The following is a 20,759-nucleotide window of genomic DNA, read 5'->3' as shown; positions in this document are numbered from 1 at the left end:
TCGGGCATGCTCCGGGGGTGGGCATCTGGGAGCAGCCGGGGTACGACGTCCGGCTCGACTGGGGTGCCGAAGGCGTGGCCGCGCTCGGCCGGGAGTGCGCCGTGCTGGTCGTCGTCGACGTCCTCTCCTTCGGCACCACCACGGATCTCGTCGTGAGCCGCGGCGGCCGCGTGCTGCCGGTCCGCTGGCGCGACGAGCGCGGCGTCGCCCAGGCGCGCGCGGCCGGCGCCGTCATCGCGGGCGAAGGCGCGTTCACCCTCAGGCCGTCTTCTGTGACGGAAATCCCGCCCGGGACGCTGCTCGCGCTCCCCTCGCCCAACGGCGCGACACTGTGCGACGCCGCCGCGGCGACCGGCGCGCGGGTACTGGCGGGCTGCCTGCGCAACGCCTCCGCCGTCGCGGCGAAGGCCCACGAGCTGGGCGGCCCGATCGGGCTCATCGCGGCCGGGGAACGCTGGGGCGTGAACATCTTCGGCACCGGCGACACCTTCGGGCCGCTGCGGCCGTGCGTCGAGGACCAGATGGGTGCGGGCGCGATCGCCGCCGCGCTGGCCGGGTACGGCCTGTCGTTGTCCCCCGAAGCCGCGCTCGCCGCCCGTTCGGTCGACGTCGCCGCGCTGGCGGACTGCGTGTCGGGCCGCGAGCTGACCGAGGCCGGGCACGTCGGAGACGTCACGCTGGCCGCGCGGCTCGACGTGAGCGATGCTGCTCCCGTACTGAGCGAAGGAGTACTGGCATGAGCGGGCGCTGGATCGAGGTCGCCGAGGGCGTGCACGCGCGCCGCTACGAGGAGCTGGACCTGACCGTCGGGCTGGTGGTGGGCGCCGACCGCTGCCTGGTCGTCGACACCCGCGGCGACCTGGAACAGGGCGCCGAGCTGGCGGCGGCGGTCCGCGAACTGACGCCGCTGCCGTGGTCGGTCGTGTTCACGCACGCGCACTTCGACCACACCTGGGGCACCGAGCGGTTCGCGCCCTGCGCCGTCTGGGCCCACGAGGGCTGCCGCGCCGAGCTGACCGAGTACGCGGAAGACGCGCGCGCGAAGTGGATCGCCTACTACCGCGAACAGGGCAAGGCGGAGACCGCCGACGCCATCGCGCGCACGACGTTCGTGGTGCCCGACCACCTGTTCACCGACCGGACCGAGCTCGACCTCGGCGGCCGCACCGCCGTCCTGCTGCACCCCGGCCGCGCCCACACCGACCACGACGTCGTCGTGCACGTGCCGGACGCGGACGTGCTCTTCGCGGGAGACATCGTCGAGAACGCCGAGCACGGCTTCAGCGCGTTCTCGTTCAGCCCCGAGTCGGACCTGACCGCGTGGCCGGACACCCTCGACACGCTGCTCGCGCTGAAGCCGCGGGTGATCGTGCCGGGGCACGGCGACCCCGTCGACGCCGACTTCGTCCGCTACCACCGCCACGGCCTGCACGAGCTGATCGCGCTCAAGGCCGGGGTCGGGCGCGGCGAGACGACCGAGGTGGCCGCCGTGGCAGCGTCCCGCTACCCCAGCGACGTCACCCTGGCCGCCTTGAACACGCCTTGAAGGCGGCTCAGTCGAAGTTCAGCTCACCGGACCGGGTGCGCTTGAGCTCGAAGAAGTCCGGGTAGCTCGCCAGCGCGACGGCGCCGTCGAACACCTTGAGCGCGTCTTCGCCGCGCGGGATCGAGCTGAGCACCGGGCCGAAGAACGCGACGCCGTCGATGTGGATCGTCGGGGTGCCGACGTCCATGCCGACCGGGTCCATGCCCTCGTGGTGGCTCTTCTTCAGCGCGTCGTCGAACTCGGTCTTGTCCGCGGCTTCGTAGAGTTCGGCCGGCGCGCCGATCGCGGCCAGGGCCTCCTTGATCACCGCGTCGCGGTCCTTGTTGCCCTCGTTGTGGTAGCGCGTGCCGAACTCGGTGTAGTAGTCCCGCAGCGCCTTTTCGCCGTTGAGCTGCGCGAGCGCGACCGCCACGCGCACCGGGCCCCAGCCCTTCGCCAGCAGCTCCTTGTACTGCTCGGGCAGCTCGTCGCGGCCCTCGTTCAGCACCGACAGGCTCATGATCCGGAAGTTCAGGTCCAGGTTGCGGTGCTTCTCCACCTCGAGGATCCAGCGCGAGGTGATCCACGCGAACGGGCAGATCGGGTCGAAGTAGAAGTCGACCTTCGTGGGCTGCTCGGCAGCGGTCATCAGGTTCTCCTGTGCGAAGTCAGGTCCGGTCCGGGGGCGGGCACACCCCCACACAGCGGGCCAACACCCGGGGGCCCGGGCTTGTTCCCCATCGCCCACCACCCCGTCCCCATGATTGGATGCGAGGAGTTGAAAACCGATACCAACGACCAGAGGTGCCTGTGCCCGCCCCCAACCTGACCCGCGACCAAGCCAAGCTGCGCGCGGACCTGCTCGATGTCACCGGATACGACATCGAGCTGGATCTCACCGACGGCCACGGCGGCCCCGGCGAGAAGACCTTCGCGTCGAAGACGACCGTCCGGTTCTCCAGCGCCCGGGCCGGCGAGCGGACGTGGGTCGACATCGTCGCCGACCGCGTGCGCTCGGCCACGTTGAACGGCACGGACGTCGACACCAGCGCGTACGTCGAGGACAAGGGAATCGCGCTGGCCGGCCTGGCCGAGGTGAACGAGCTCACCGTGACCGCCGACTGCCGGTACATGAACACCGGCGAGGGCCTGCACCGGTTCGTCGACCCGGTCGACGACAGCGTCTACCTGTACACGCAGTTCGAGACGGCCGACGCCAAGCGGATGTTCGCCTGCTTCGACCAGCCCGACCTCAAGTCGGTCTACCGGCTCACCGTGATCGCGCCGAAGGACTGGAAGGTCATCGCGAACACCGTGGCGGAGTCCGCCGAGGAGACGCCCGAAGGCGCCGTCCGCACGGTGTTCAAGGAGTCCGAGCGGCTCTCGACCTACCTGGTCGCGCTGATCGCCGGCCCGTACGCCGAGTGGCGCGACGAGTACACCGACGAGCACAAGACGATCCCGCTGGGCCTCTACTGCCGCGCCTCGCTGGCCGAGCACATGGACGCCGAGCGGCTGTTCACCGAGACCAAGCAGGGCTTCGGCTTCTATCACGAGAAGTTCGGCACGCCCTACCCGTTCTCCAAGTACGACCAGCTGTTCGTGCCCGAGTTCAACGCGGGCGCGATGGAGAACGCCGGCGCGGTGACGTTCCTGGAGGACTACGTCTTCCGCAGCCGCGTCACCCGCTACGCCTACGAGCGGCGCGCCGAGACGCTGCTGCACGAGATGGCGCACATGTGGTTCGGCGACCTGGTCACCATGCGCTGGTGGGACGACCTGTGGCTGAACGAGTCGTTCGCGACCTTCGCGAGCGTCCTGGCCCAGGCCGAGGCCACCGAGTACAAGAACGCGTGGACCAGCTTCGCGAACATCGAGAAGTCGTGGGCCTACCGCCAGGACCAGCTGCCCTCGACGCACCCGATCGCGGCCGACATCGTCGACCTGCACGCGGTCGAGGTGAACTTCGACGGCATCACCTACGCCAAGGGCGCGAGCGTGCTCAAGCAGCTCGTCGCCTACGTCGGGCTGGACCACTTCCTCGACGGCCTGAAGGTGTACTTCGGCAAGCACGCCTGGGGCAACGCGACCCTGGCCGACCTGCTGGGCGCGCTGGAGGAGGCGTCCGGGCGCGACCTGTCGTGGTGGAGCGCGCAGTGGCTGGAGACCACCGGGCTGAACTCGCTGAGCCCGCGCTACGAGGTCGGCGCGGACGGGACGTTCAAGTCGTTCGCCGTCGTGCAGTCGGGCGCGAAGCCGGGCGCCGGTGAGCTGCGCACGCACCGCGTCGCCGTCGGGATCTACGACGAGGACGGCTCCGGCAAGATCGTCCGGACCCAGCGCGTCGAGCTGGACGTCGACGGCGAGCGCACCGAGGTGCCCGCCCTGGTCGGCCGGCCCGCGGGCAAGCTCGTGCTGGTCAACGACGACGACCTGACGTACTGCACGATGCGGCTCGACCCGGCGTCGCTGACGACGCTGATCGACCGGGTCGCCGACATCACCGAGTCGCTGCCGCGGACGCTGTGCTGGTCGGCGGCGTGGGAGATGACCCGCGAGGCCGAGCTGAAGGCCCGCGACTTCGTGACGCTGGTGCAGCGCGGCATCCACACGGAGACCGAGGTCGGCGTCGTCCAGCGGCTGCTGCTGCAGGCCCAGACGGCCCTGAACTCCTACGCCGAGCAGGAGTGGGCGGCGGCGCGCGGCTGGCCGGCGTTCACGACGCGGCTGCTGGAGCTGGTCCGCGCCGCCGAACCGGGCTCGGACCACCAGCTGGCGTTCGTCAACTCGCTGGCCGGGTCGGTGCTGGACGCCGAGACGCTCGCGGTGGTGGCCGGCTGGCTCGACGGGTCGGCCCCGCTGGACGGCTTGACGGTGGACACGGACCTGCGCTGGCGCCTGCTGCACACGCTGGTGGCGCACGGCCAGGCGGACACCCCGGAGATCGACGCCGAGCTGGCCCGCGACAACACGGCGACCGGCCGTCGCCAGGCGGAGCGAGCCCGTTCCCTGCGCCCGACCGAAGAGGCCAAGGCCGACGCGTGGCAGCGCGCGGTGTACGACGACGAGCTGCCGAACGCGGTCAGCGACTCGCTCATCTCGGGCTTCTCCCACCCGGGCCAGAAGGCGCTGCTGGGTTCGTACGTGGGCCGGTACTTCGAGGTGATCGACGAGGTGTGGCAGCGGCGCTCGAGCGAGCGCGCGCAGCCGATCGCGATCGGGCTGTACCCGTCGTGGGCGGTGGCCCCGGAGACGGTGACGGCCTCGGACGAGTGGCTCGCGGGCGAGCACTCGCAGGCACTGCGTCGGCTGGTTTCGGAGGGCCGGGCGGGCATCGTGCGCGCCTTGGCGGCGCGGGACTTCGACGCCCAGGGCTGACCCCGAGCCGGACGTGAAAGAGCCCCGCACCTCGGCCGAGGTGCGGGGCTCTTCGTGTGCCTGGGTCAGCGGGGCGCGGGGCCCGCCTGGTCCGACAGCATGCGCAGCGCGTTCGCGAGGCCGTTCACCAGCCCGCGCACGAGGTCGCCCTCCTTGAAGGACGCCACCATGCTCGCCACCGCGAGCTTGCAGCCGCGGTCCGGGAGACGGACGTGGGCCGTCTTGCCCGTGACGATCTCGATCAGCTTCTCGCCCGGGCTGACCGCGATCAGGACCGCGTTCGCCGGGTTCGCCGTCGTCGAGTGGAGCTTCTCCGCCGCCGATCGGCTGTCGGTGCCCAGCTCGCCGAGGTACAGGCTGAAGTCGAGGCCGGTCTCGCGGCTCGCGAACGTCAGCGCCTCGTCGAGGCGGGCCAGCTGGCGGGTCGTGAAGGGGCTCGTCGGCGCTTCGGGCTCGTACATCTTCGCGGCCGACACGCGGCCGCTGGACGTGAGACCCTCGCCGTAGCCCAGTTCGGACTCGTCGACGCGCTTCGTCAGCTCACCAGTTGCCACGAGCGCCTCCAGCCGCGGTCGGGGCGCCCTCGGGCGCGTTGTTCTCGGCGCCGGCCTGCCGGTGCCCGGCACCGACCCCGTCGGGGTTGGCGCTCCACCACATGGCCGGGTAGTCCCAGGCCTGGCCGGACCGGTACCGCGCGGCGCCGCCGGACCTGCGCCGGAGCGTCAGCAGCCCGGCGAGGCCGTAGATGGCCAGCGGGATCACGGCGAAGACCAGGATCGTCTCGACGATGTTCACGGCGCTGAGCGTATCGGATGGCCTTCGGGCACACCGCGCGCGCCGCACTCGACCGTTCGTCGTAAGCCGAGTGCCGTCCGCCGCTTGGCTCGCGGCCACTGGAACGTTGGGGCGAAGACCGTCGGGCCGAAAGGTTGCAACTCAACGTACAGGCGGCCGCACCCGCCGCTGTCGCCTTGTCGCAGCCTTGAAATCCTCGTAGCTTTTTCACCTGTACGGGCCTTGCGCCCCGCTCCCCAGCCCCAGCAGGTTACGCACCGGTCCCAGGAGGCCCTGCCATGAACAGCGTCCACACCCCCGCACAGGCGATCACCGAGGCCACCTCGTCACCCAGCGAAATCGAATTCGTGCCCGGAACGCGTGTGACGGCGGGCACAAGGGTTACCCGCGGTACACGCGTCACTCGCGGTACACGCGTCACGGCGGGAACGCGCGTGACCATGGGCACCCGGGTGACGGCGGGGACGCGGGTCACGCGGGGTACGCGGGTCACCAGGGGCACCCGCGTCACGATGGGCACGCGCGTGACGGCCGGCACGCGCGTCACCTGCGGCACCCGCGTCACGCGAGGCACGCGGGTCACCCGCGGCACGCGCGTCACCATGGGGACCCGCGTCACCTGCCAGAGCGACTACGCGCTCGCTGCCTGACCTGCACTCCAGGGCCGCTCGCACCACCTGAACACGCGCAAGCACCCGGCTCGCCCCGGCCGCCGCAAGGCAGCCGGGGCGCCGTTATGTCCGGGGTCCGTCAGGCGGCGGAGCCCAGGTAAGGCTGCCAGAGCGGGTCGGCTTCCTTAGAGTGCGCGAGCAGCCGCCAGTGCGGGCCGTGCGGGGCCCGCGGGACGACGCGCAGCCGCCAGCCGATCTCCACGAGCAGCCGGTCCGCCTTGCGGTGGTTGCACTTGGCGCAGCAGGCGACGCAGTTCGTCCAGGCGTGGGGTCCGCCCCGGCTGCGTGGGATGACGTGGTCGATCGTCTCGGCCCGCCCTCCGCAGTAGGCGCAGCGGTACCGGTCGCGGTGCATCAGCCCGGCGCGGGTGAGCGGCACCTTCGCCCGGTACGGCACGCGCACGTACGTGCTGAGCCGGATCACGGACGGCACGGGCAGCGACACCTTCGCCGAATGCAGCTCGATGCCACCCGGGTCGCCGTGCACCACCTCGGCCTTGCCGCACATCACGAGCACGACCGCGCGCCGTAGCGGCAACGCGGTCAGTGGCTCGAACGTGGCGTTGAGCAGGAGCACCCGGCGCCGGCCCCAGGCCGGGACCGCCGGATCCCGGCCTCTACTACGCTGACCGGGCGGACGGGTAATGCCCCCTGGGCGGTTCCCCGGCCCGGCCGGGACGGGACCGCCGGATGCGGTACCCCCCGGATAGGCGCGCAGGACCACCTCTGGCGTCTCGGCGGCCATGGCTTGGCCGGAGACGCCGCGGGGGCTGGGTTGTCGGTCTGGCACTCGACCACCTCCAGGGGCGTAGGCATAGTCGACCACAGAACAGGCCCCCAGCGCACGTGTGTTACAAGACGTGTCACATCCGCGCGACCCAACATCCACTCGAAGTTGGGAAAACCGACCTGATCGGAAGGATGATCGAACTCCCGTGTCCCTTTTGCTGTCCTCCGCCAAGACGCCGTGCGTCGACGACCTGAGCACCCTGTGCTCCCAGGTCTACAAGGCCACCGGCAACGAGTGGCTGGCCGGCTCGACGAACTGGCTGCTGACCAAGCCGCTGAAGATCCTGATGATCATCGTGATCGCGTTCGTCGTGCGGCTGCTGATCAGGCGGATGATCAACCGCGTCACGACGCTCCCCCGAGGCAGCGGCAAGCTCCCGGCCCTGCTCCGCCCCCTGCGTGAGCGCGCCCCCGAGGTGCTCGGCTCCGCCGTGATCGAACGGCGCCGCCAGCGCGCGCAGACCATCGGGTCGGTGCTGAAGTCGATGGCGACGTTCCTGGTCTACGGCCTCGCCTTCATCCTCGTGCTGGGTGAGCTGGGCCTGGACCTCGGCCCGATCATCGCGTCGGCCGGCATCATCGGCGTCGCGATCGGGTTCGGCGCGCAGAACCTCGTGAAGGACTTCCTCTCCGGCATCTTCATGATGGTCGAGGACCAGTACGGCGTCGGCGACGTCGTCGACGTCGGCGAGGCGACCGGCACCGTCGAGGCGGTCGGCCTGCGGATCACCACGCTGCGCGACCTCAAGGGCACGGTCTGGTACGTCCGCAACGGCGAGGTGCTGCGCGTCGGCAACTCGAGCCAGGGCTTCGCGGTCGCGGTCGTCGACGTCCCGCTCGGCTACACCGCCGACGTCGAGCGCGCGACCACGGTCCTCGGCGAGGCGGCTTCGACCGCGACCGAGAGCGACGCGCTGAAGGACAACATCCTGGAGCCCCCGGAGATGCTGGGCGTGGAAAGCGTCACCCCGGAGGGCCTGCAGCTGCGCCTGACCGTGAAGGTCCGGCCGGGCAAGCAGTGGGCCGTCCAGCGGGCGCTGCGGGCCCAGCTGCTGGCGGCCCTGGAGGAGGCCGGGTTCGAGCCCCCGCTCGGCCGGCTCTTCCCGAACTCCGCCGCGGTCGTCGAGAAGAAGTAGCCTCCCGCGCCGGGTCGTGAGCTGCCTCACGACCCGGCCCGCGTGGTTACGCTGGGAAACGGGTTCGCGACCTTCCGGCGAGGGGTGGGACCGGGCGTCGGGAACCCGCACCCGGAGGGCAAGATGGAAGGCGTGTCTGCAGTGAGCGAACCGGCGAACCTCTACGAAGCGGTGGGCGGCGAACCCACGTTCCACCGGATCGTCGCGCGGTTCTACGAAGAAGTCGCGAAGGACGAGATCCTGCGCCCGCTCTACCCCGAGGAGGACCTCGGCCCGGCCGAGGAGCGCTTCCGGCTGTTCCTCATGCAGTACTGGGGCGGCCCGCACACCTACTCCGAGCAGCGCGGGCACCCGCGGCTGCGGATGCGGCACGCGCCGTTCAAGATCGGGCCGATCGAGCGGGACGCCTGGCTGCGCTGCATCCGGATCGCGGTCGACGAGGAGAACCTCGAGGAGCCCTACCGCGGGCAGCTCTGGGCCTACCTGGAGATGGCGGCGCACAGCATGATGAACAGCTTCGTATGAGAGCCGGCGCCTGGTGGCAGGACGCCGTCTTCTACCAGGTCTACGTGCGCTCGTTCGCCGATTCGGACGGTGACGGCGTCGGAGACCTGGAGGGCATCCACTCCAGGCTCGGTTACCTTGAGCTGCTGGGCGTGGACGCGCTGTGGCTGACGCCGTTCTACCGCTCGCCGATGGCCGACCACGGCTACGACATCGCCGACCCGCGGGACGTCGACCCGATGTTCGGCACCCTCGGCGACTTCGACGTGCTGCTGACCGAGGCGCACAAGCGCAACATCAAGGTCACCGTGGACGTGGTGCCCAACCACACCAGCAACCAGCACGCCTGGTTCAAGTCCGCGATGGCGGCCAAGCCGGGCAGCCCGGAGCGCGACCGGTACGTCTTCCGCGACGGCGTCGGCCCGAAGGGCGAGGACCCGCCGAACAACTGGGTCAGCGCGTTCGGCGGCCCGGCGTGGACCCGGGTCCCGGACGGGCAGTGGTACCTGCACCTGTTCGCGCCGCAGCAGCCGGACCTCAACTGGACCAACCCGGAGGTCGCGGCCGACCTCGAGCGCACCCTGCGTTTCTGGCTCGAACGCGGCGTCGACGGCTTCCGCATCGACGTCGCGCACGGCATGGCCAAGCCGCCCGGCCTGCCGGACATGGACCCGCGCGCCGACGCGCTCGGGCCGAGCCACTACTACGACCCGCGGTGGGACTACGACGGCGTCCACGAGATCCACCAGATGATCCGCAAGGTGCTCGACGAGTTCCCGGAGACCATGGCGGTCGGCGAGATCTGGGTGACCGACGAGGAACGTCTGTCCCGGTACCTGCGGCCCGACGAGCTGCACCTGGCGTTCAACTTCCGGCTGGTGCTGACCCACTTCGACGCCGACGCCATGCGCACGGCCATCCAGCGCTCCCTGACGGTGCCGGCGAAGGTCGGCGCACCCGCGACCTGGACGCTGGGCAACCACGACGTCTGGCGGCAGGTCAGCCGCTACGGCGGGGGTCCCGCGGGCGTCCGGCGCGCGCGGGCGATGGCGCTGGTCGAGCTGGCGCTGCCGGGCGCGGTCTACCTGTACAACGGCGAAGAGCTGGGCCTGGCCAACGTCGACATCCCGGTCGCGGAGATGGCCGACCCGCGCGCGAAGACCAGCGGTGCGGAGTTCGGGCGGGACGTCTCCCGGGTACCGCTGCCGTGGGAGGGCGACCTGCCGCCGTTCGGCTTCTCGCGCAACCCGCGGACGTGGCTGCCGATGCCGGCTTCCTGGGCCGGCTTGACGGTGGAGAAGCAGATCGAGGACGCCGACTCGACACTTTCGCTGTACCGCCAGGCGATCGAGCTCCGGAAGACGCACTCGGCGTTCAGTGGCGACGAGCTGGAGTGGTACGGCGCTCCGGCCGGCTGCTTCGCGTTCCGCCGCAAGAGCGGCGGGCTGGTGTGCGCGCTGAACACGTCCGCCTCGCCCATCGCGCTGCCGCCCGGCGAGCTCCTGCTGAGCAGCAGCACGCTGGTGGACGGGAAGCTGCCGGCGGACTCGGCCGCCTGGCTGGTTTAGAGCGGCACCCACCGGCCGGGCTTGACGACCTCGGCCGCCTCGGGCACCGGCGCGTGGGTGATCTGGTTGACGCGCTGGTGGGACAGCCCCAGCAGGTCGGCGATCGCCCGTTGCGAGATCTGCCCGTTCAACGCCGACACCAGGCGGGCGCGGACCCCTTCGCGCCACTCGGCGACGTCCTCGGCGATCCGGTGCGCCTCCTGGTACTGCAGGACGAGGTCGGTCGCGTCCTCGTCGTCGAACTCGTAGCGCCAGCGGAGGTAGAACCGCTCGGGTGGGAGGTCGGTCAGGTTCGCGATGATCTTCCGCATGCCGGGATCGATGTCGGTGAACCGCTTGAAGTCGCCCGCGGCGTCGAGGCCGTCGGTCACTTTCGCGGTCCACGAGCCTGCTTCGCGGGTCACAGTCACGGTGAACGCCGGAAACCTCATCGTTCGCCTCTCCCACGGGAAGGCGCGGACTCTAGCACGTCAGCCGCTCTGATTTCCCGATCCGTCGTCGAAGCCACCACTCGCCAGCCACGCCACCAGCGCGGCGGCCTGGAGGTAGGGCGCCGCCTGGGCGGCCGCCCGGCCCGCCGCACGCGTGCGGCCCCACCTCTCAGGACGCTCGGCGCGCTCCGGCGCCTGCTCCCCCGGCGGGCGGTCGCGCCGCCACGGCGTCTCGTCCGCGCGGACCTCGTCGAGGAAGTCCGCGGTCGGATCGTCGTCCGGGGTCATGGCTCCAGGGTGCCACCGAAAACCGGCCCGCGCCCCTGCCGTAAGGAAACCGTCAGAACAGCAGCGGCAGCAGCGCGTGGCGGCGCCGGACGATCGCGCCGTACCGGGCGTCCAGGCGCATCCACGAGTCCGTCGCCGACACGCGGACGACGTCGCCCGACAGGTCCGAATCCACGAAACCCATGCCCGACATCGCGAACAGGCAGCGCATCTGGACCTTGACCTCGGTCGCTTCGCCGGACACGGTCAGCACCGCCTGGTCCATCAGCGACGCGGGCGGGTTGCCGTGCGGGCCCGCGTTGTCCCTGGCCAGCGTCACGCCCCGGTCGGCCAGCTCCGCGACGACGCGCGCCGGCAGCTCGTCCACCAGCGGCCAGCGGCCGGACGGCGGCAGCTCGCCGTGCCACAGCAGGTCGCGGGCCGGGCCCGGGTCCATCTTCGGGCCGCCCGCCACCGTCAGCGCCGCCAGGAGCTCGTTGCCGGACACCGTGACGTCGCCGGGGGTCACGTCCCCCGCCACCGCCCGCGTCGCGAAGCACTCGAACGGCGTCGCCGTCCAGGCCTCGACCACGCCGTCACCGCGCTGCCGCAGCCGGACGGCCGTCTGGCCGTCCAGCCGGACCGCGCGGGCGACGAACGCACCGAGGGTCTCCCGGTCCGCCGCGTCCGGCACGAACAACTCAGGCATCCGCGAACCCCTGCTTCAGAAACTCCGACTCGGGCGAGCTGAGCCTACGCGGCCGCAGCGCGACCGTGTCGTACGGCGCCAGCACCGTCTCCGCGATGACCGCCACCGGGTCGGTCTCCGCCGGCCCGGTGTGGACGCGGTAGGCCAGCGTGAAGCTCGCCGCGCGCAGCTCCGTCAGGTCGATGGCGACGCGCAGCTCCTGCCCGGACACCACGATCGGCGCCTTGTAGGCGATCTCCAGCCTGACCACGACGATGCCCTTGGGCAGCTGGTCCAGCCCGGCCTCGACAGCACCCTTGAACAGCAGCGGGATCCGCGCTTCTTCGAGCAGCGTCACCATCTTCGCGTGGTTGATGTGGCCGTAGACGTCCATGTCCGTCCAGCGCGGGCGGACGTGCGATACGTAGGTCACCGCACCGTGCTCCGGATCTGCCGGGCCGCCACCGACAGCGTCGCGAGGTCGAGCCGGCCGGACTTGTGGATCTCGTCCAGCGCGACGCGCGCCCGCTGCAGCCGCGAAGAGTTCGTCTTCTCCCACTGCGCGATCTTGGCGTCCCCGGACGAGCCGGGATCGCTGTGCCGCAACGCGTCGAGCGTGATCGCCCGCAGCGAGCCGTAGACGTCGTCGCGCAGCGAAAGCCGGGCGAGCGCGTGCCAGCGGTTGCCGCGTTCGAGCGCGCTGATCTCGGTCAGCATCTTGTCGACGTCGAGGTGGTCCGAAAGCGCGTAGTACAGCTCCGCGGTCTCGGCCGGGCTGTGCGTCGCGTCCACGCCGATCTGCTGCTCGGCGAGCTCGGCCACCTCGGTGACGTCGAGCAGGCCGTAGGTGTGCAGCAGCAGCGACACCCGGCGGGCCAGCGCCTCGGGCACGTTCGCGGCCATCAGCTCGTCCACGTGCTTCTGCACCGACTCCGCCTCGCGGCCGCGGAGCAGGTCGCCGATCTTCGGCACCAGGTCGCCGAGCACGCGGCCGAAGCGCTTGATCTCCGACAGCAGCGCCAGCGGCTGCGGCCGGTTGGTGAGGAACCAGCGCGCGGCCCGGTCGAGCAGCCGCCGCGTCTCCAGCACCATCGCGTCGGCGACGTCGGTGTGCACGACGTTGTCGAGCGCGTCGATCTCCGCCCACAGCGACGGCAGGTCGAACACCTGCGTCACCACGGCGTACGCGCGCACCGCGTCGGTCGCGGTCGCGTTCATCTCCTCCATCAGCCGGTAGACGAAGGAGATGCCGCCCCCGTCGACCACCTCGTTGGCGACCAGCGTGGTGATGATCTGGCGCTTCAGCGGGTGCTCGCCGATCGCGGGGCCGAACCGCTCGCGCAGCGGCTTCGGGAAGTACTCGGGCAGCCGCGCCGCGAACACCTTCGAGTCGGGCAGGTCGCTGGCCAGCAGCTCGCCCTTCAGCTCCAGCTTGACGTGCGCGAGCAGGGTCGCGAGCTCCGGTGAGGTGAGGCCCTTGCCCGCCTTCTCCAGCTCGCGGAACTCGGAGTTGCTCGGCAGCGCTTCGAGCTTCCGGTCGAAGGCGCCCGCGGCGACGAGCGCCTGGACCTGGCGCGCGTGCACCGACAGCATCGGCGCGGCGTGCGCCCGGCTGACGCCGAGGACCGCGTTCTGCCGGTAGTTGTCGGCGAGCACCAGCGCGCCGACCTCGTCGGTCATCTCCGCCAGCAGCTCGTTGCGCTGGGCCTCCTCGAGCTTCCCGGTCTGCACCAGGTGGTCGAGCAGGATCTTGATGTTGACCTCGTGGTCGGAGCAGTCGACGCCGGCCGAGTTGTCCAGCGCGTCGGTGTTGATCTTGCCGCCGTTGCGGGCGAACTCGATCCGGCCGTGCTGGGTGAGGCCCAGGTTGCCGCCCTCGCCGAAGACCTTGACGCGCAGCTGCTTCCCGTCGACGCGCAGCGCGTCGTTGGCCTTGTCGCCCGCGGCGGCGTGGGTTTCGTTCTCCGCCTTGACGTAGGTGCCGATGCCGCCGTTCCACAGCAGCTCCACCGGCGCCAGCAGGATCGCCTGCATCAGGTCCATCGGGGCCAGCGCGGTGACGCCCTCCGCGAGCCCGAGGGCCGCGCGGACCTGCGGGCTGATCGGGATCGACTTCGCCGTGCGCGGGTAGATCCCGCCGCCCTCGCTGATCAGCGAGCGGTCGTAGTCGTCCCACGAGCTGCGCGGGAGGTCGAACAGCCGGCGGCGCTCGGCGAACGTCGACGCCGCGTCCGGGTTCGGGTCGAGGAACACGTGCATGTGGTTGAACGCGGCGACGAGCCGGATGTGCTCGGACAGCAGCATGCCGTTGCCGAAGACGTCGCCCATCATGTCGCCGATGCCGACGACGGTGAAGTCCTCGGTCTGGGTGTCCTTGCCCAGCTCGCGGAAGTGCCGCTTGACGCTCTCCCAGGCACCCTTCGCCGTGATGCCCATGGCCTTGTGGTCGTAGCCGACCGAGCCGCCGGACGCGAACGCGTCGCCCAGCCAGAAGCCGTAGCGCGCGGACATCTCGTTGGCGATGTCGGAGAACTTCGCGGTGCCCTTGTCGGCGGCGACGACCAGGTAGGAGTCGTCGGCGTCGTGCCGGACGACGCCCGGCGCGGGCACGGTCTTGCCCTCGATCCGGTTGTCGGTCAGGTCGAGCAGGCCGGAGATGAACATGCGGTAGCAGGCGATGCCCTCGTTGAGCTGGGCGTCGCGGTCGATGCCGGCGTCCCCGGTCGGGGCCGGCGGCATCTTCACGACGAAGCCGCCCTTCGCGCCGACCGGCACGATCACGGCGTTCTTCACCGCCTGCGCCTTGACCAGGCCGAGGATCTCGGTGCGGAAGTCCTCACGGCGGTCCGACCAGCGCAGGCCACCGCGAGCGACCTCGCCGAAGCGCAGGTGCACGCCCTCGACGCGCGGCGAGTACACGAAGATCTCGAACTTCGGCCGCGGCTCGGGCAGATCGGGCACGCCGGCCGGGTCGAGCTTGATCGCCAGGTAGGTCTTCGGTTTCCCGTCGGCGTCCGTGACGTGGTAGTTCGTGCGCAGCGTGGCCTGGATGACGGCCATCAGCCGGCGCAGGATGCGGTCTTCGTCGAGGCTGGTGACCTCGTCGATCATCGATCCGAGCTCGCTCGCGAGGGCGTCGGTGGCGGCTTCGCGGTCGGCGTCGCCCAGCTGCGGGTCGAAGCGGGCCTCGAACAGCCGAAGCAGCTTCGTCGCGACCTGGGTGTGGTTCAGCAGCGTGTTCTGGACGTACTCCTGGGAGAACGCGCTGCCGGCCTGGCGCAGGTACCGCGAATAGGCGCGCAGCACGGCGGCCTGGCGCCAGGTCAGCCCGGCCCGCAGGACCAGGCCGTTGAGCCCGTCGACCTCGGCGTCCCCGCGCCAGGCGGCCTCGAAGGCGTCCTGGAAGCGGCCGCGCAGCTGGTCGACGGCGTGGTCGTCGCCCTCGTCGAGCATCTTCTGCGCGACGCGCAGGCCGAAGTCGTAGATCCAGCAGGCGCCGCCGTCTTCGCGGTGCAGCTCGTACGGCCGTTCGTCGACCACCTCGACGCCCATGGCCTGCAGCACCGGCAGCACCTTCGAGAGGGTGACGCCCTCACCGCGCAGGTAGAGCTTGAAGCGCCGCTCGCCCGGCTCGGCGTCGGACGGCCGGTAGAACGACAGCGCGAGGTCGCCCTCGTCGGTCAGCGAGTCGAGGGCTCGGAGGTCGGCGAGCGCCTCCCCGGCCGAGAAGTCTTCCTTGTAGCCCTCCGGGAAGACGCTCGCGAAGCGCTGGCCCTGCTCGGTCGCCGACTCCTCGCCGAGGACGCCGACGGCCACGCCGCCGTCCGAGCGCTCACGGCGTTCGTCGAGGACCGCCTCGACCATCCGGTCGTCCCAGCTGCGGACGGCGCTGTTGAGCCGGTCCTGGATCTTCGCCGTGTCGGGCTCCAGCCGGCGCGCGGGGTCGGTGTGGACCATGAAGTGCACCTGCGCGAGGACGGTCTCGCCGATCCGGGCGCTGTACTCGAGCTGGGTTCCTTCGAGCTCTTCCAGCAGGACTTCCTGCATCGCCAGCCGCGACCGCGTCGTGTAGCGGTCCTGCGGGAGGTAGACGAGGCAGGAGTAGAAGCGGCCGTACGGGTCGCGGCGCAGGAACAGCCGCAGCCGCCGGCGGTCCGACAGCGTGATCGCACCGGTGGTCGTCGAGTACAGCGAGTCGGTGTCGGCGGAGAACAGGTCGGCGCGCGGCCAGTTCTGCAGCACCTCGAGCATCCGCTGGCCCGAGAACGACTCCATCGGGAACCCGGCGCGGTGGATGACCTCGCGGACCCGCTTGCACACCACCGGGATGTCGAGCACGTTCTCGTGCAGCGCGGTGGTGGTGAACATGCCGAGGAAGCGGTGTTCGCCGGTGACGTTGCCTTCGCCGTCGAAGGTCTTCACGCCGACGTAGTACGGGTAGACCGGCCGGTGCACGGTCGAGGGCGCGCTCGCCTGGGTCAGCACCAGCAGCGTCGGCGAGAGCGCGGACGCGGCGGTGTCCGGGCCGGCGGTGAGGCCGCGGGCGGCGAGGCTGTCCTGGCGCAGGACGCCGAGCCCGGAGGCCAGCACCGCGCGCAGGGCCGGGTCGTCGGAGTCGGGGTGCGGGTTGTCGACGAGTTCGTAGCGGCGGTAGCCGAGGAAGGTGAAGTGGCCGTCGGCCAGCCAGCGCAGCAGGCGGGCGCCCTCGGCGACCTCGGCCTGCGGCAGGTTCGGCGGCTCGGTTTCCAGTTCGCTCGCGAGCTGGCAGGCCGTCTGGGCCATCTTCTCGGCGTCCTCGACGACCTCGCGGACGTCCCCCAGGACGCTGGAGAGGCGGTTGTCGAGCTCGCGGGCCCGGTTCGGGTCGGTGACGAAGTCGATCTCGATGTACATCCACGACTCGGCGGCCGAGTTCGCGGGCGGCTCGCCCGGGTCGGCGTCCGGGTGGACGTCCTGGAGCTCACCGGTCAGGTCGCGGCTGACGACGACGATCGGGTGGACGATCCGCTGCACCTGCACGCCGTCACGGGCGAACTCGGCGGCGATCGAGTCGACGAGGTAGGGCATGTCGTCGGTGACGACCTGCACGACGGTGGCCTCGCGCGCCCAGCCGTCTTCGGCGACGGTGGGGTTGAGCAGCCGCACGGCCGGGCGGCCGGGCATCCGCGACTTGGCGAGCTGCAGGTGCGAACGCACCGCGCCGACCAGGTTGACGGGTTCGTCGCCGACGATCTCTTCGGCCGGGATGTGCCGGTAGTAGAGCCGGATGAGCTCGCCGATCTCCGGCGCCAGGCCGGCGGCGGCGTCGATCAGGTCGTCCCTGATCTGCTCCGGGCTGGCCGGGGAGCGCTGGCCGAATTCGGGTTCGGTTTCGGCTCCGGTTCCGGGTGGGGACGAGACTCCGGTCGAGCTCATTTGAGGCAACTCTCCAGTATTCGTGAGGTGGCACCGCGCCGGTTCGGCGTTGAACTCCGGCCACCCCACACTAATGCGCCGCGGTCGGGGATCACATGAAGACCCGGGGGTTCCCCAGTGTCGGAAAACCCTTCCGGGCCAGCGGATTCGCGTGATCGGTCAAGCTACTGACGGGTTGCGTTCGAGCGCCCCGCGCGCCGCTGACCAGCCGGACGCGCCGGGCATTACCCGACGTAGAGCCAACATGATCGGTTCAGCTGACGCGCGAAGTGGCCGTTCGGCGAACGTTGTCGGCCGGTCGGCGACCCCGGAGTGCGACGGACGACATTGTCTCGGGGCCTTCGGCAGGTCGGCGACGAATAGGGGTGTCTCGCCGACGAGGGGGTGGGTGGGCGGCGGTGCGGGGCGGGCGAATCCGGCAATTCGGCGACCGGTCGGGGTGGTTTGGGGACGGTCGCTCGGCCGGTGCCTCGCGTTGCGCGGAGCTGCCCGGGGTGACCGGCGTTGCCGGGCTGGGCGAGCGAGTTGCCCGGCGCGACCGGTCTTGCTGAGGTGGGCGAGTGAGTTGCCCGCCGCGACCGGCCATGCTGGGCTGGGCAAGCGAGTTGCCCTCCGCGACCGGCCTTGCCGAGCCCGGCGAGCGAGTTGCCCGCCGCGACCGGCCTCGCCAAGCCAGGCGAGTGAGCTGCCCGCCGCGACCGGCCGTACCGAGCCGGGCGAGCGGCGCATCGGCCGGGCTTCACCGTGTGGCAGGCACGCCGCCGTCGGCCGAACGGCGCCCGGTGGCGGCGGGGACGCAGCCGGGGGCGATGGGCTTCGGTCAGTCGCCTGTGCCGTGGCGGCGGGAGTCCGGGACCTCGGCTCCGTGGCCGTTGCGGCCGTGACCGTTGCGGCTCGTGTCCTTCGAGCCCAGTTTCTTGACCAGCGCCGCCGCGCTCGCCGTGCCGGCCTGGTGCTCGGCCAGCGCGCGGGCCAGTAAGTCGGCGAGGCCCGCGTCCGGTGGGGGCTCGTCCTCGGCGATCGCGCGCGCGTAGCTCTCCGGGAACGGTGCCGTCGCCGGTGTCCAGTGGCCGAAGTCCTCCATCGGCTCCAGCGACGGTGGCATCCGCAGCCGCGGGAGCCAGGGCTCGGCTTCGTCGCTGTAGTCCGACACCGGCGGCGGCTCGTCCTCCGGTCGTGGCGGCGGTGCCAGCTCCTGCTCGGGACGTGCCCGGCGCGGGCTCTCCTCGCCTGTGTCGGTTTCGCGCGGGCTGTCCGCGTCCTCCGCCCGGCGACGGCCCCCGCCGGCACCGCCCGACGACGAGATCCCCAGCCGGTCCAGCACCGACCGGGCGGCCACCGAACCGTGCTCGGCGTCGTGCCGGGTCGACGGCTGCGGATCGCGCCGCGCCTCCGGCTCCCACGGTTCCCGCTCGGCGGCGGGCTCGGGCGCGAGCGGCAAGGCCGGCGTGATGCGTGTGGGCGCCGACTCCCGTTCGGCGGCGGTCTCCCGCAGCCGCGACTCGGCGAGCGCCGCCCAGGAGAACTTGGTCTTCCCGTTTTCGGCGGCCGCGGGCTTCGGCTCCGCCTGGAACTCGGGCTCATGAGGACGCTCGGCTCGAACTTCAGGCACCGGCCGCACCTCGACCGGCTCCGGCTCCGGCTCCCGGCGACGCCCCGACGGCTGAGCCTCGACGGACTCCGGCTGCCGCCGACGGCCCGCAGACGAATCCTCAGTCCCCGACCGCACCTCGCCCGATTCTGGCTCGCGGCGGCGCCCCGCCGGCTGAGCCTCGACGGACTCCGGCTGCCGCCGACGCCCCGCGGACGAATCCTCAGTCCCGGACCGCACTTCGATCGGCTCCGGCTCCCGGCGACGACCCGTCGCCGAAGCCTCGACGGACTCCGGCTGCCGCCGACGCCCCGCAGACGAATCCTCAGTCTCCGACCGCACCTCGACCGGCTCCGGCTCCCAGCGGCGACCCGTCGCCTGAGCCCCGGTCTCCGGCCGCACCTCGACCGGCTCCGGCTCCCAGCGGCGACCCGTCGCCTGAGCCTCAGTCCCCGACCGCACCTCGATCGGCTCCAGCTGCCGGCGGCGGAGCGCCGACGGATCCTCGATCCCCGACCGCACCTCGATCGGCTCCGGCCGGACCGGTGCCGGACGTCGCTCCACCACCACCGGCTCCGGGCGCACGCGCGGCTCCGCGGGCTCGTCCCGCACCGCCGGCATCACCGACGTCTCGGCCGCGTCGGCGGTGACGCGCGGCCGCTCGAACGACCACGCGGGCGCCGCCGGCTGGGGCTTCGGGCTCTCCTCGCGGCCGAACGACCACGCCGGCGTCCGCGGCGAAGCCTCCGGAGCAGCCGGGGCCGGAACCGCCACTACCGCCGGCACGACCGGGACCGGCCGCGACGGCACCGCCTTCAGCACCTCGTCGAGGTCGACCGACGCCGGCTCCCCCGTGCCGAACTCGCCCGCCAGCACTCCGCACGCCTGCCGCCGGGTCCGTGCGTGGAGCTGCTCGGCCGCCCGCGACCGATACAAGCACGCGATCGCTTCCTCGGCCTGGCCGAACCGCTCCTGCAGCTGCGCCAGCTCCAGCCACAGCCGGGCGGTGATCGCGGACTGCCCGTGCCGGTCGGTGCTCGCCACAGCCTCGCGGACCAGCTCCATCGCCGCCTCGCCCGAACCCGCGGGCAGGTGGATGCGCGTCGCGACGGCCAGCCGCAGCCAGCCCATCGGCGCGACCCCGGCCGCCCGTACCGGCTCGGCCAGGATCGGCTCGGCGATCTCGTACGCCATTTCCGCGTCGCCGCGGTCGAGCAGCGTGCTCACCAGCAGCAGCACCAGCCGGATCCGGACGAGGCCGCCGTCGTCGGCCGGGTTGTCGAGCTTCTCCAGGAAGCCCAGACCCGTGCGGGCGGCGTCGGCCGCCGCGGTCAGGTCGCCGTGACGGCGCCGGTGTGCGGCCGTCCCGACGCGCAGCAGCGCCCGGACCAGCAGCTGGGTGTCGGCGCCCAGGGACTCGTCGCCGAGGACGAGCTTGTCCGCCTCGACGAGGGCCCGGTCCAGCTCGGCTTTGCGGCCCAGCAGCCCGAGGCCGCCGACCAGGTGGCACAACGCGGCGGCACGGTGCACCGGCGACACGACGGGGTCGGTGAGCACCGGCCGGAGCGCGGCGAGACCGGTCAGCGGCACGCCCAGGCTGCGGGCGCACACGGCGAGGTCGATGCGCAGCCGCGCGGCGATGTCGCCGTAGCCGGCGTGCTCGGCCGCGCGCAGGGCCGCGACCGCCCGCCCGACCGTGCCCGGCCGCTCGCCGAGCCGGACGCGCGCGGACACGACCAGGCTCTCGGCCCGGATCCACTGCTCGTCGGCGCCGGCCGCTTCCGCCAGCGCGGCCGCGCGCTCCCCCAGTACCAGTGCGAGCTCGGGCGCCCGCAGGTGCAGGGCGTCCGCCCGCTCGATCAGCCGTCCGACTGCGGAGAGGGTTCCCCCGGCATTGGCGGAGCGCCCGCTCTCGCGCCCCGCCGACGCACGTCCTCCCGCGGAGGCGGCATCGGACAGAGCCGGGCCCGTCAAGTGCTGCTTGCTGGCTTCCACGGGGAA

The 20,759-nt window shown here is 71.9% G+C and carries 17 protein-coding genes; 7 read left to right on the top strand and 10 right to left on the bottom strand.

The window, feature by feature from the left end:
* Positions 1-17 precede the first annotated feature (17 nt).
* On the top strand, positions 18-740 hold the full coding sequence (locus ACZ7PG_RS47405; protein WP_470245813.1) for a 2-phosphosulfolactate phosphatase: 723 nt from the start codon (positions 18-20) through the stop codon (positions 738-740).
* On the top strand, positions 737-1,546 hold the full coding sequence (locus tag ACZ7PG_RS47400; protein WP_470245812.1) for an MBL fold metallo-hydrolase: 810 nt from the start codon (positions 737-739) through the stop codon (positions 1,544-1,546). Before ACZ7PG_RS47405 ends, ACZ7PG_RS47400 begins: the two co-directional genes overlap by 4 nt.
* Positions 1,547-1,553: 7 nt before the next feature.
* Here ACZ7PG_RS47400 and ACZ7PG_RS47395 read toward each other — a convergent pair whose 3' ends face one another.
* Positions 1,554-2,174, bottom strand: coding sequence for a mycothiol-dependent nitroreductase Rv2466c family protein (locus tag ACZ7PG_RS47395; protein WP_470245811.1), 621 nt, complete (start codon positions 2,172-2,174; stop codon positions 1,554-1,556).
* 161 nt (positions 2,175-2,335) lie between these two features.
* Here ACZ7PG_RS47395 and pepN point away from each other — a divergent pair, with 161 nt between their 5' ends.
* Complete coding sequence (gene pepN, locus ACZ7PG_RS47390) at positions 2,336-4,903, top strand: aminopeptidase N (RefSeq protein WP_470246478.1); 2,568 nt, start codon at positions 2,336-2,338, stop codon at positions 4,901-4,903.
* A gap of 65 nt (positions 4,904-4,968) precedes the next feature.
* Here pepN and ACZ7PG_RS47385 read toward each other — a convergent pair whose 3' ends face one another.
* On the bottom strand, positions 4,969-5,457 hold the full coding sequence (locus tag ACZ7PG_RS47385) for a DUF5130 family protein (protein ID WP_470245810.1): 489 nt from the start codon (positions 5,455-5,457) through the stop codon (positions 4,969-4,971).
* Positions 5,444-5,698: an aa3-type cytochrome oxidase subunit CtaJ gene (gene ctaJ, locus ACZ7PG_RS47380; protein WP_470245809.1), complete on the bottom strand. Its 255-nt coding sequence runs from the start codon at positions 5,696-5,698 to the stop codon at positions 5,444-5,446. The genes ACZ7PG_RS47385 and ctaJ overlap by 14 nt, the downstream gene beginning before the upstream one ends.
* Positions 5,699-5,976: 278 nt before the next feature.
* On the opposite strand from ctaJ, the gene ACZ7PG_RS47375 reads away from it, so the two are divergent.
* On the top strand, positions 5,977-6,348 hold the full coding sequence (locus tag ACZ7PG_RS47375) for a hypothetical protein (RefSeq protein ID WP_284742168.1): 372 nt from the start codon (positions 5,977-5,979) through the stop codon (positions 6,346-6,348).
* A 100-nt stretch (positions 6,349-6,448) separates the two neighbouring features.
* Here the strand turns inward: ACZ7PG_RS47375 and ACZ7PG_RS47370 are convergent, their stop codons facing one another.
* Entirely contained in the window at positions 6,449-6,946 is a 498-nt protein-coding gene (locus ACZ7PG_RS47370) for an HNH endonuclease (RefSeq protein ID WP_470245808.1), read from the bottom strand.
* Positions 6,947-7,304: 358 nt separating this feature from the next.
* Between ACZ7PG_RS47370 and ACZ7PG_RS47365 the strand changes: the two genes are divergently transcribed.
* The 3 genes from ACZ7PG_RS47365 to ACZ7PG_RS47355 all read left to right on the top strand — a co-directional run bounded on the left by ACZ7PG_RS47365 (position 7,305) and on the right by ACZ7PG_RS47355 (position 10,366).
* Positions 7,305-8,294, top strand: a complete 990-nt coding sequence (locus ACZ7PG_RS47365) for a mechanosensitive ion channel family protein (RefSeq protein WP_470245807.1) — start codon at positions 7,305-7,307, stop codon at positions 8,292-8,294.
* Between the two features lie 141 nt (positions 8,295-8,435).
* The gene (locus ACZ7PG_RS47360) at positions 8,436-8,819 is read left to right on the top strand and encodes a globin (protein ID WP_470246477.1); all 384 of its coding nucleotides are present in this window, start codon (positions 8,436-8,438) and stop codon (positions 8,817-8,819) included.
* Positions 8,816-10,366 (top strand): glycoside hydrolase family 13 protein, encoded by a 1,551-nt coding sequence (locus ACZ7PG_RS47355; protein WP_470245806.1) that lies wholly within the window; start codon positions 8,816-8,818, stop codon positions 10,364-10,366. The genes ACZ7PG_RS47360 and ACZ7PG_RS47355 overlap by 4 nt, the downstream gene beginning before the upstream one ends.
* Here ACZ7PG_RS47355 and ACZ7PG_RS47350 read toward each other — a convergent pair.
* From ACZ7PG_RS47350 to ACZ7PG_RS47325, 6 genes are all read right to left on the bottom strand, one after another.
* On the bottom strand, positions 10,363-10,797 hold the full coding sequence (locus tag ACZ7PG_RS47350; RefSeq protein WP_470245805.1) for a hypothetical protein: 435 nt from the start codon (positions 10,795-10,797) through the stop codon (positions 10,363-10,365). The genes ACZ7PG_RS47355 and ACZ7PG_RS47350 overlap by 4 nt on opposite strands.
* 39 nt (positions 10,798-10,836) lie before the next feature.
* Positions 10,837-11,085: a hypothetical protein gene (locus ACZ7PG_RS47345; RefSeq protein WP_470245804.1), complete on the bottom strand. Its 249-nt coding sequence runs from the start codon at positions 11,083-11,085 to the stop codon at positions 10,837-10,839.
* A gap of 52 nt (positions 11,086-11,137) precedes the next feature.
* Complete coding sequence (locus tag ACZ7PG_RS47340; protein ID WP_470245803.1) at positions 11,138-11,773, bottom strand: DUF8010 domain-containing protein; 636 nt, start codon at positions 11,771-11,773, stop codon at positions 11,138-11,140.
* Positions 11,766-12,185 (bottom strand): acyl-CoA thioesterase, encoded by a 420-nt coding sequence (locus ACZ7PG_RS47335; protein WP_470245802.1) that lies wholly within the window; start codon positions 12,183-12,185, stop codon positions 11,766-11,768. Before ACZ7PG_RS47335 ends, ACZ7PG_RS47340 begins: the two co-directional genes overlap by 8 nt.
* Positions 12,182-17,167 (bottom strand): NAD-glutamate dehydrogenase, encoded by a 4,986-nt coding sequence (locus ACZ7PG_RS47330; protein ID WP_470245801.1) that lies wholly within the window; start codon positions 17,165-17,167, stop codon positions 12,182-12,184. Before ACZ7PG_RS47330 ends, ACZ7PG_RS47335 begins: the two co-directional genes overlap by 4 nt.
* 820 nt (positions 17,168-17,987) lie before the next feature.
* Positions 17,988-20,753, bottom strand: coding sequence for a DNA polymerase III subunit gamma/tau domain-containing protein (locus ACZ7PG_RS47325; RefSeq protein ID WP_470245800.1), 2,766 nt, complete (start codon positions 20,751-20,753; stop codon positions 17,988-17,990).
* Positions 20,754-20,759 lie beyond the last annotated feature (6 nt).

Source organism: Amycolatopsis sp. NPDC114504 (genome assembly GCF_055633595.1).
Note: the sequence above shows the minus strand (reverse complement) of the source record. Positions and strands in the feature narration are given on the sequence as shown.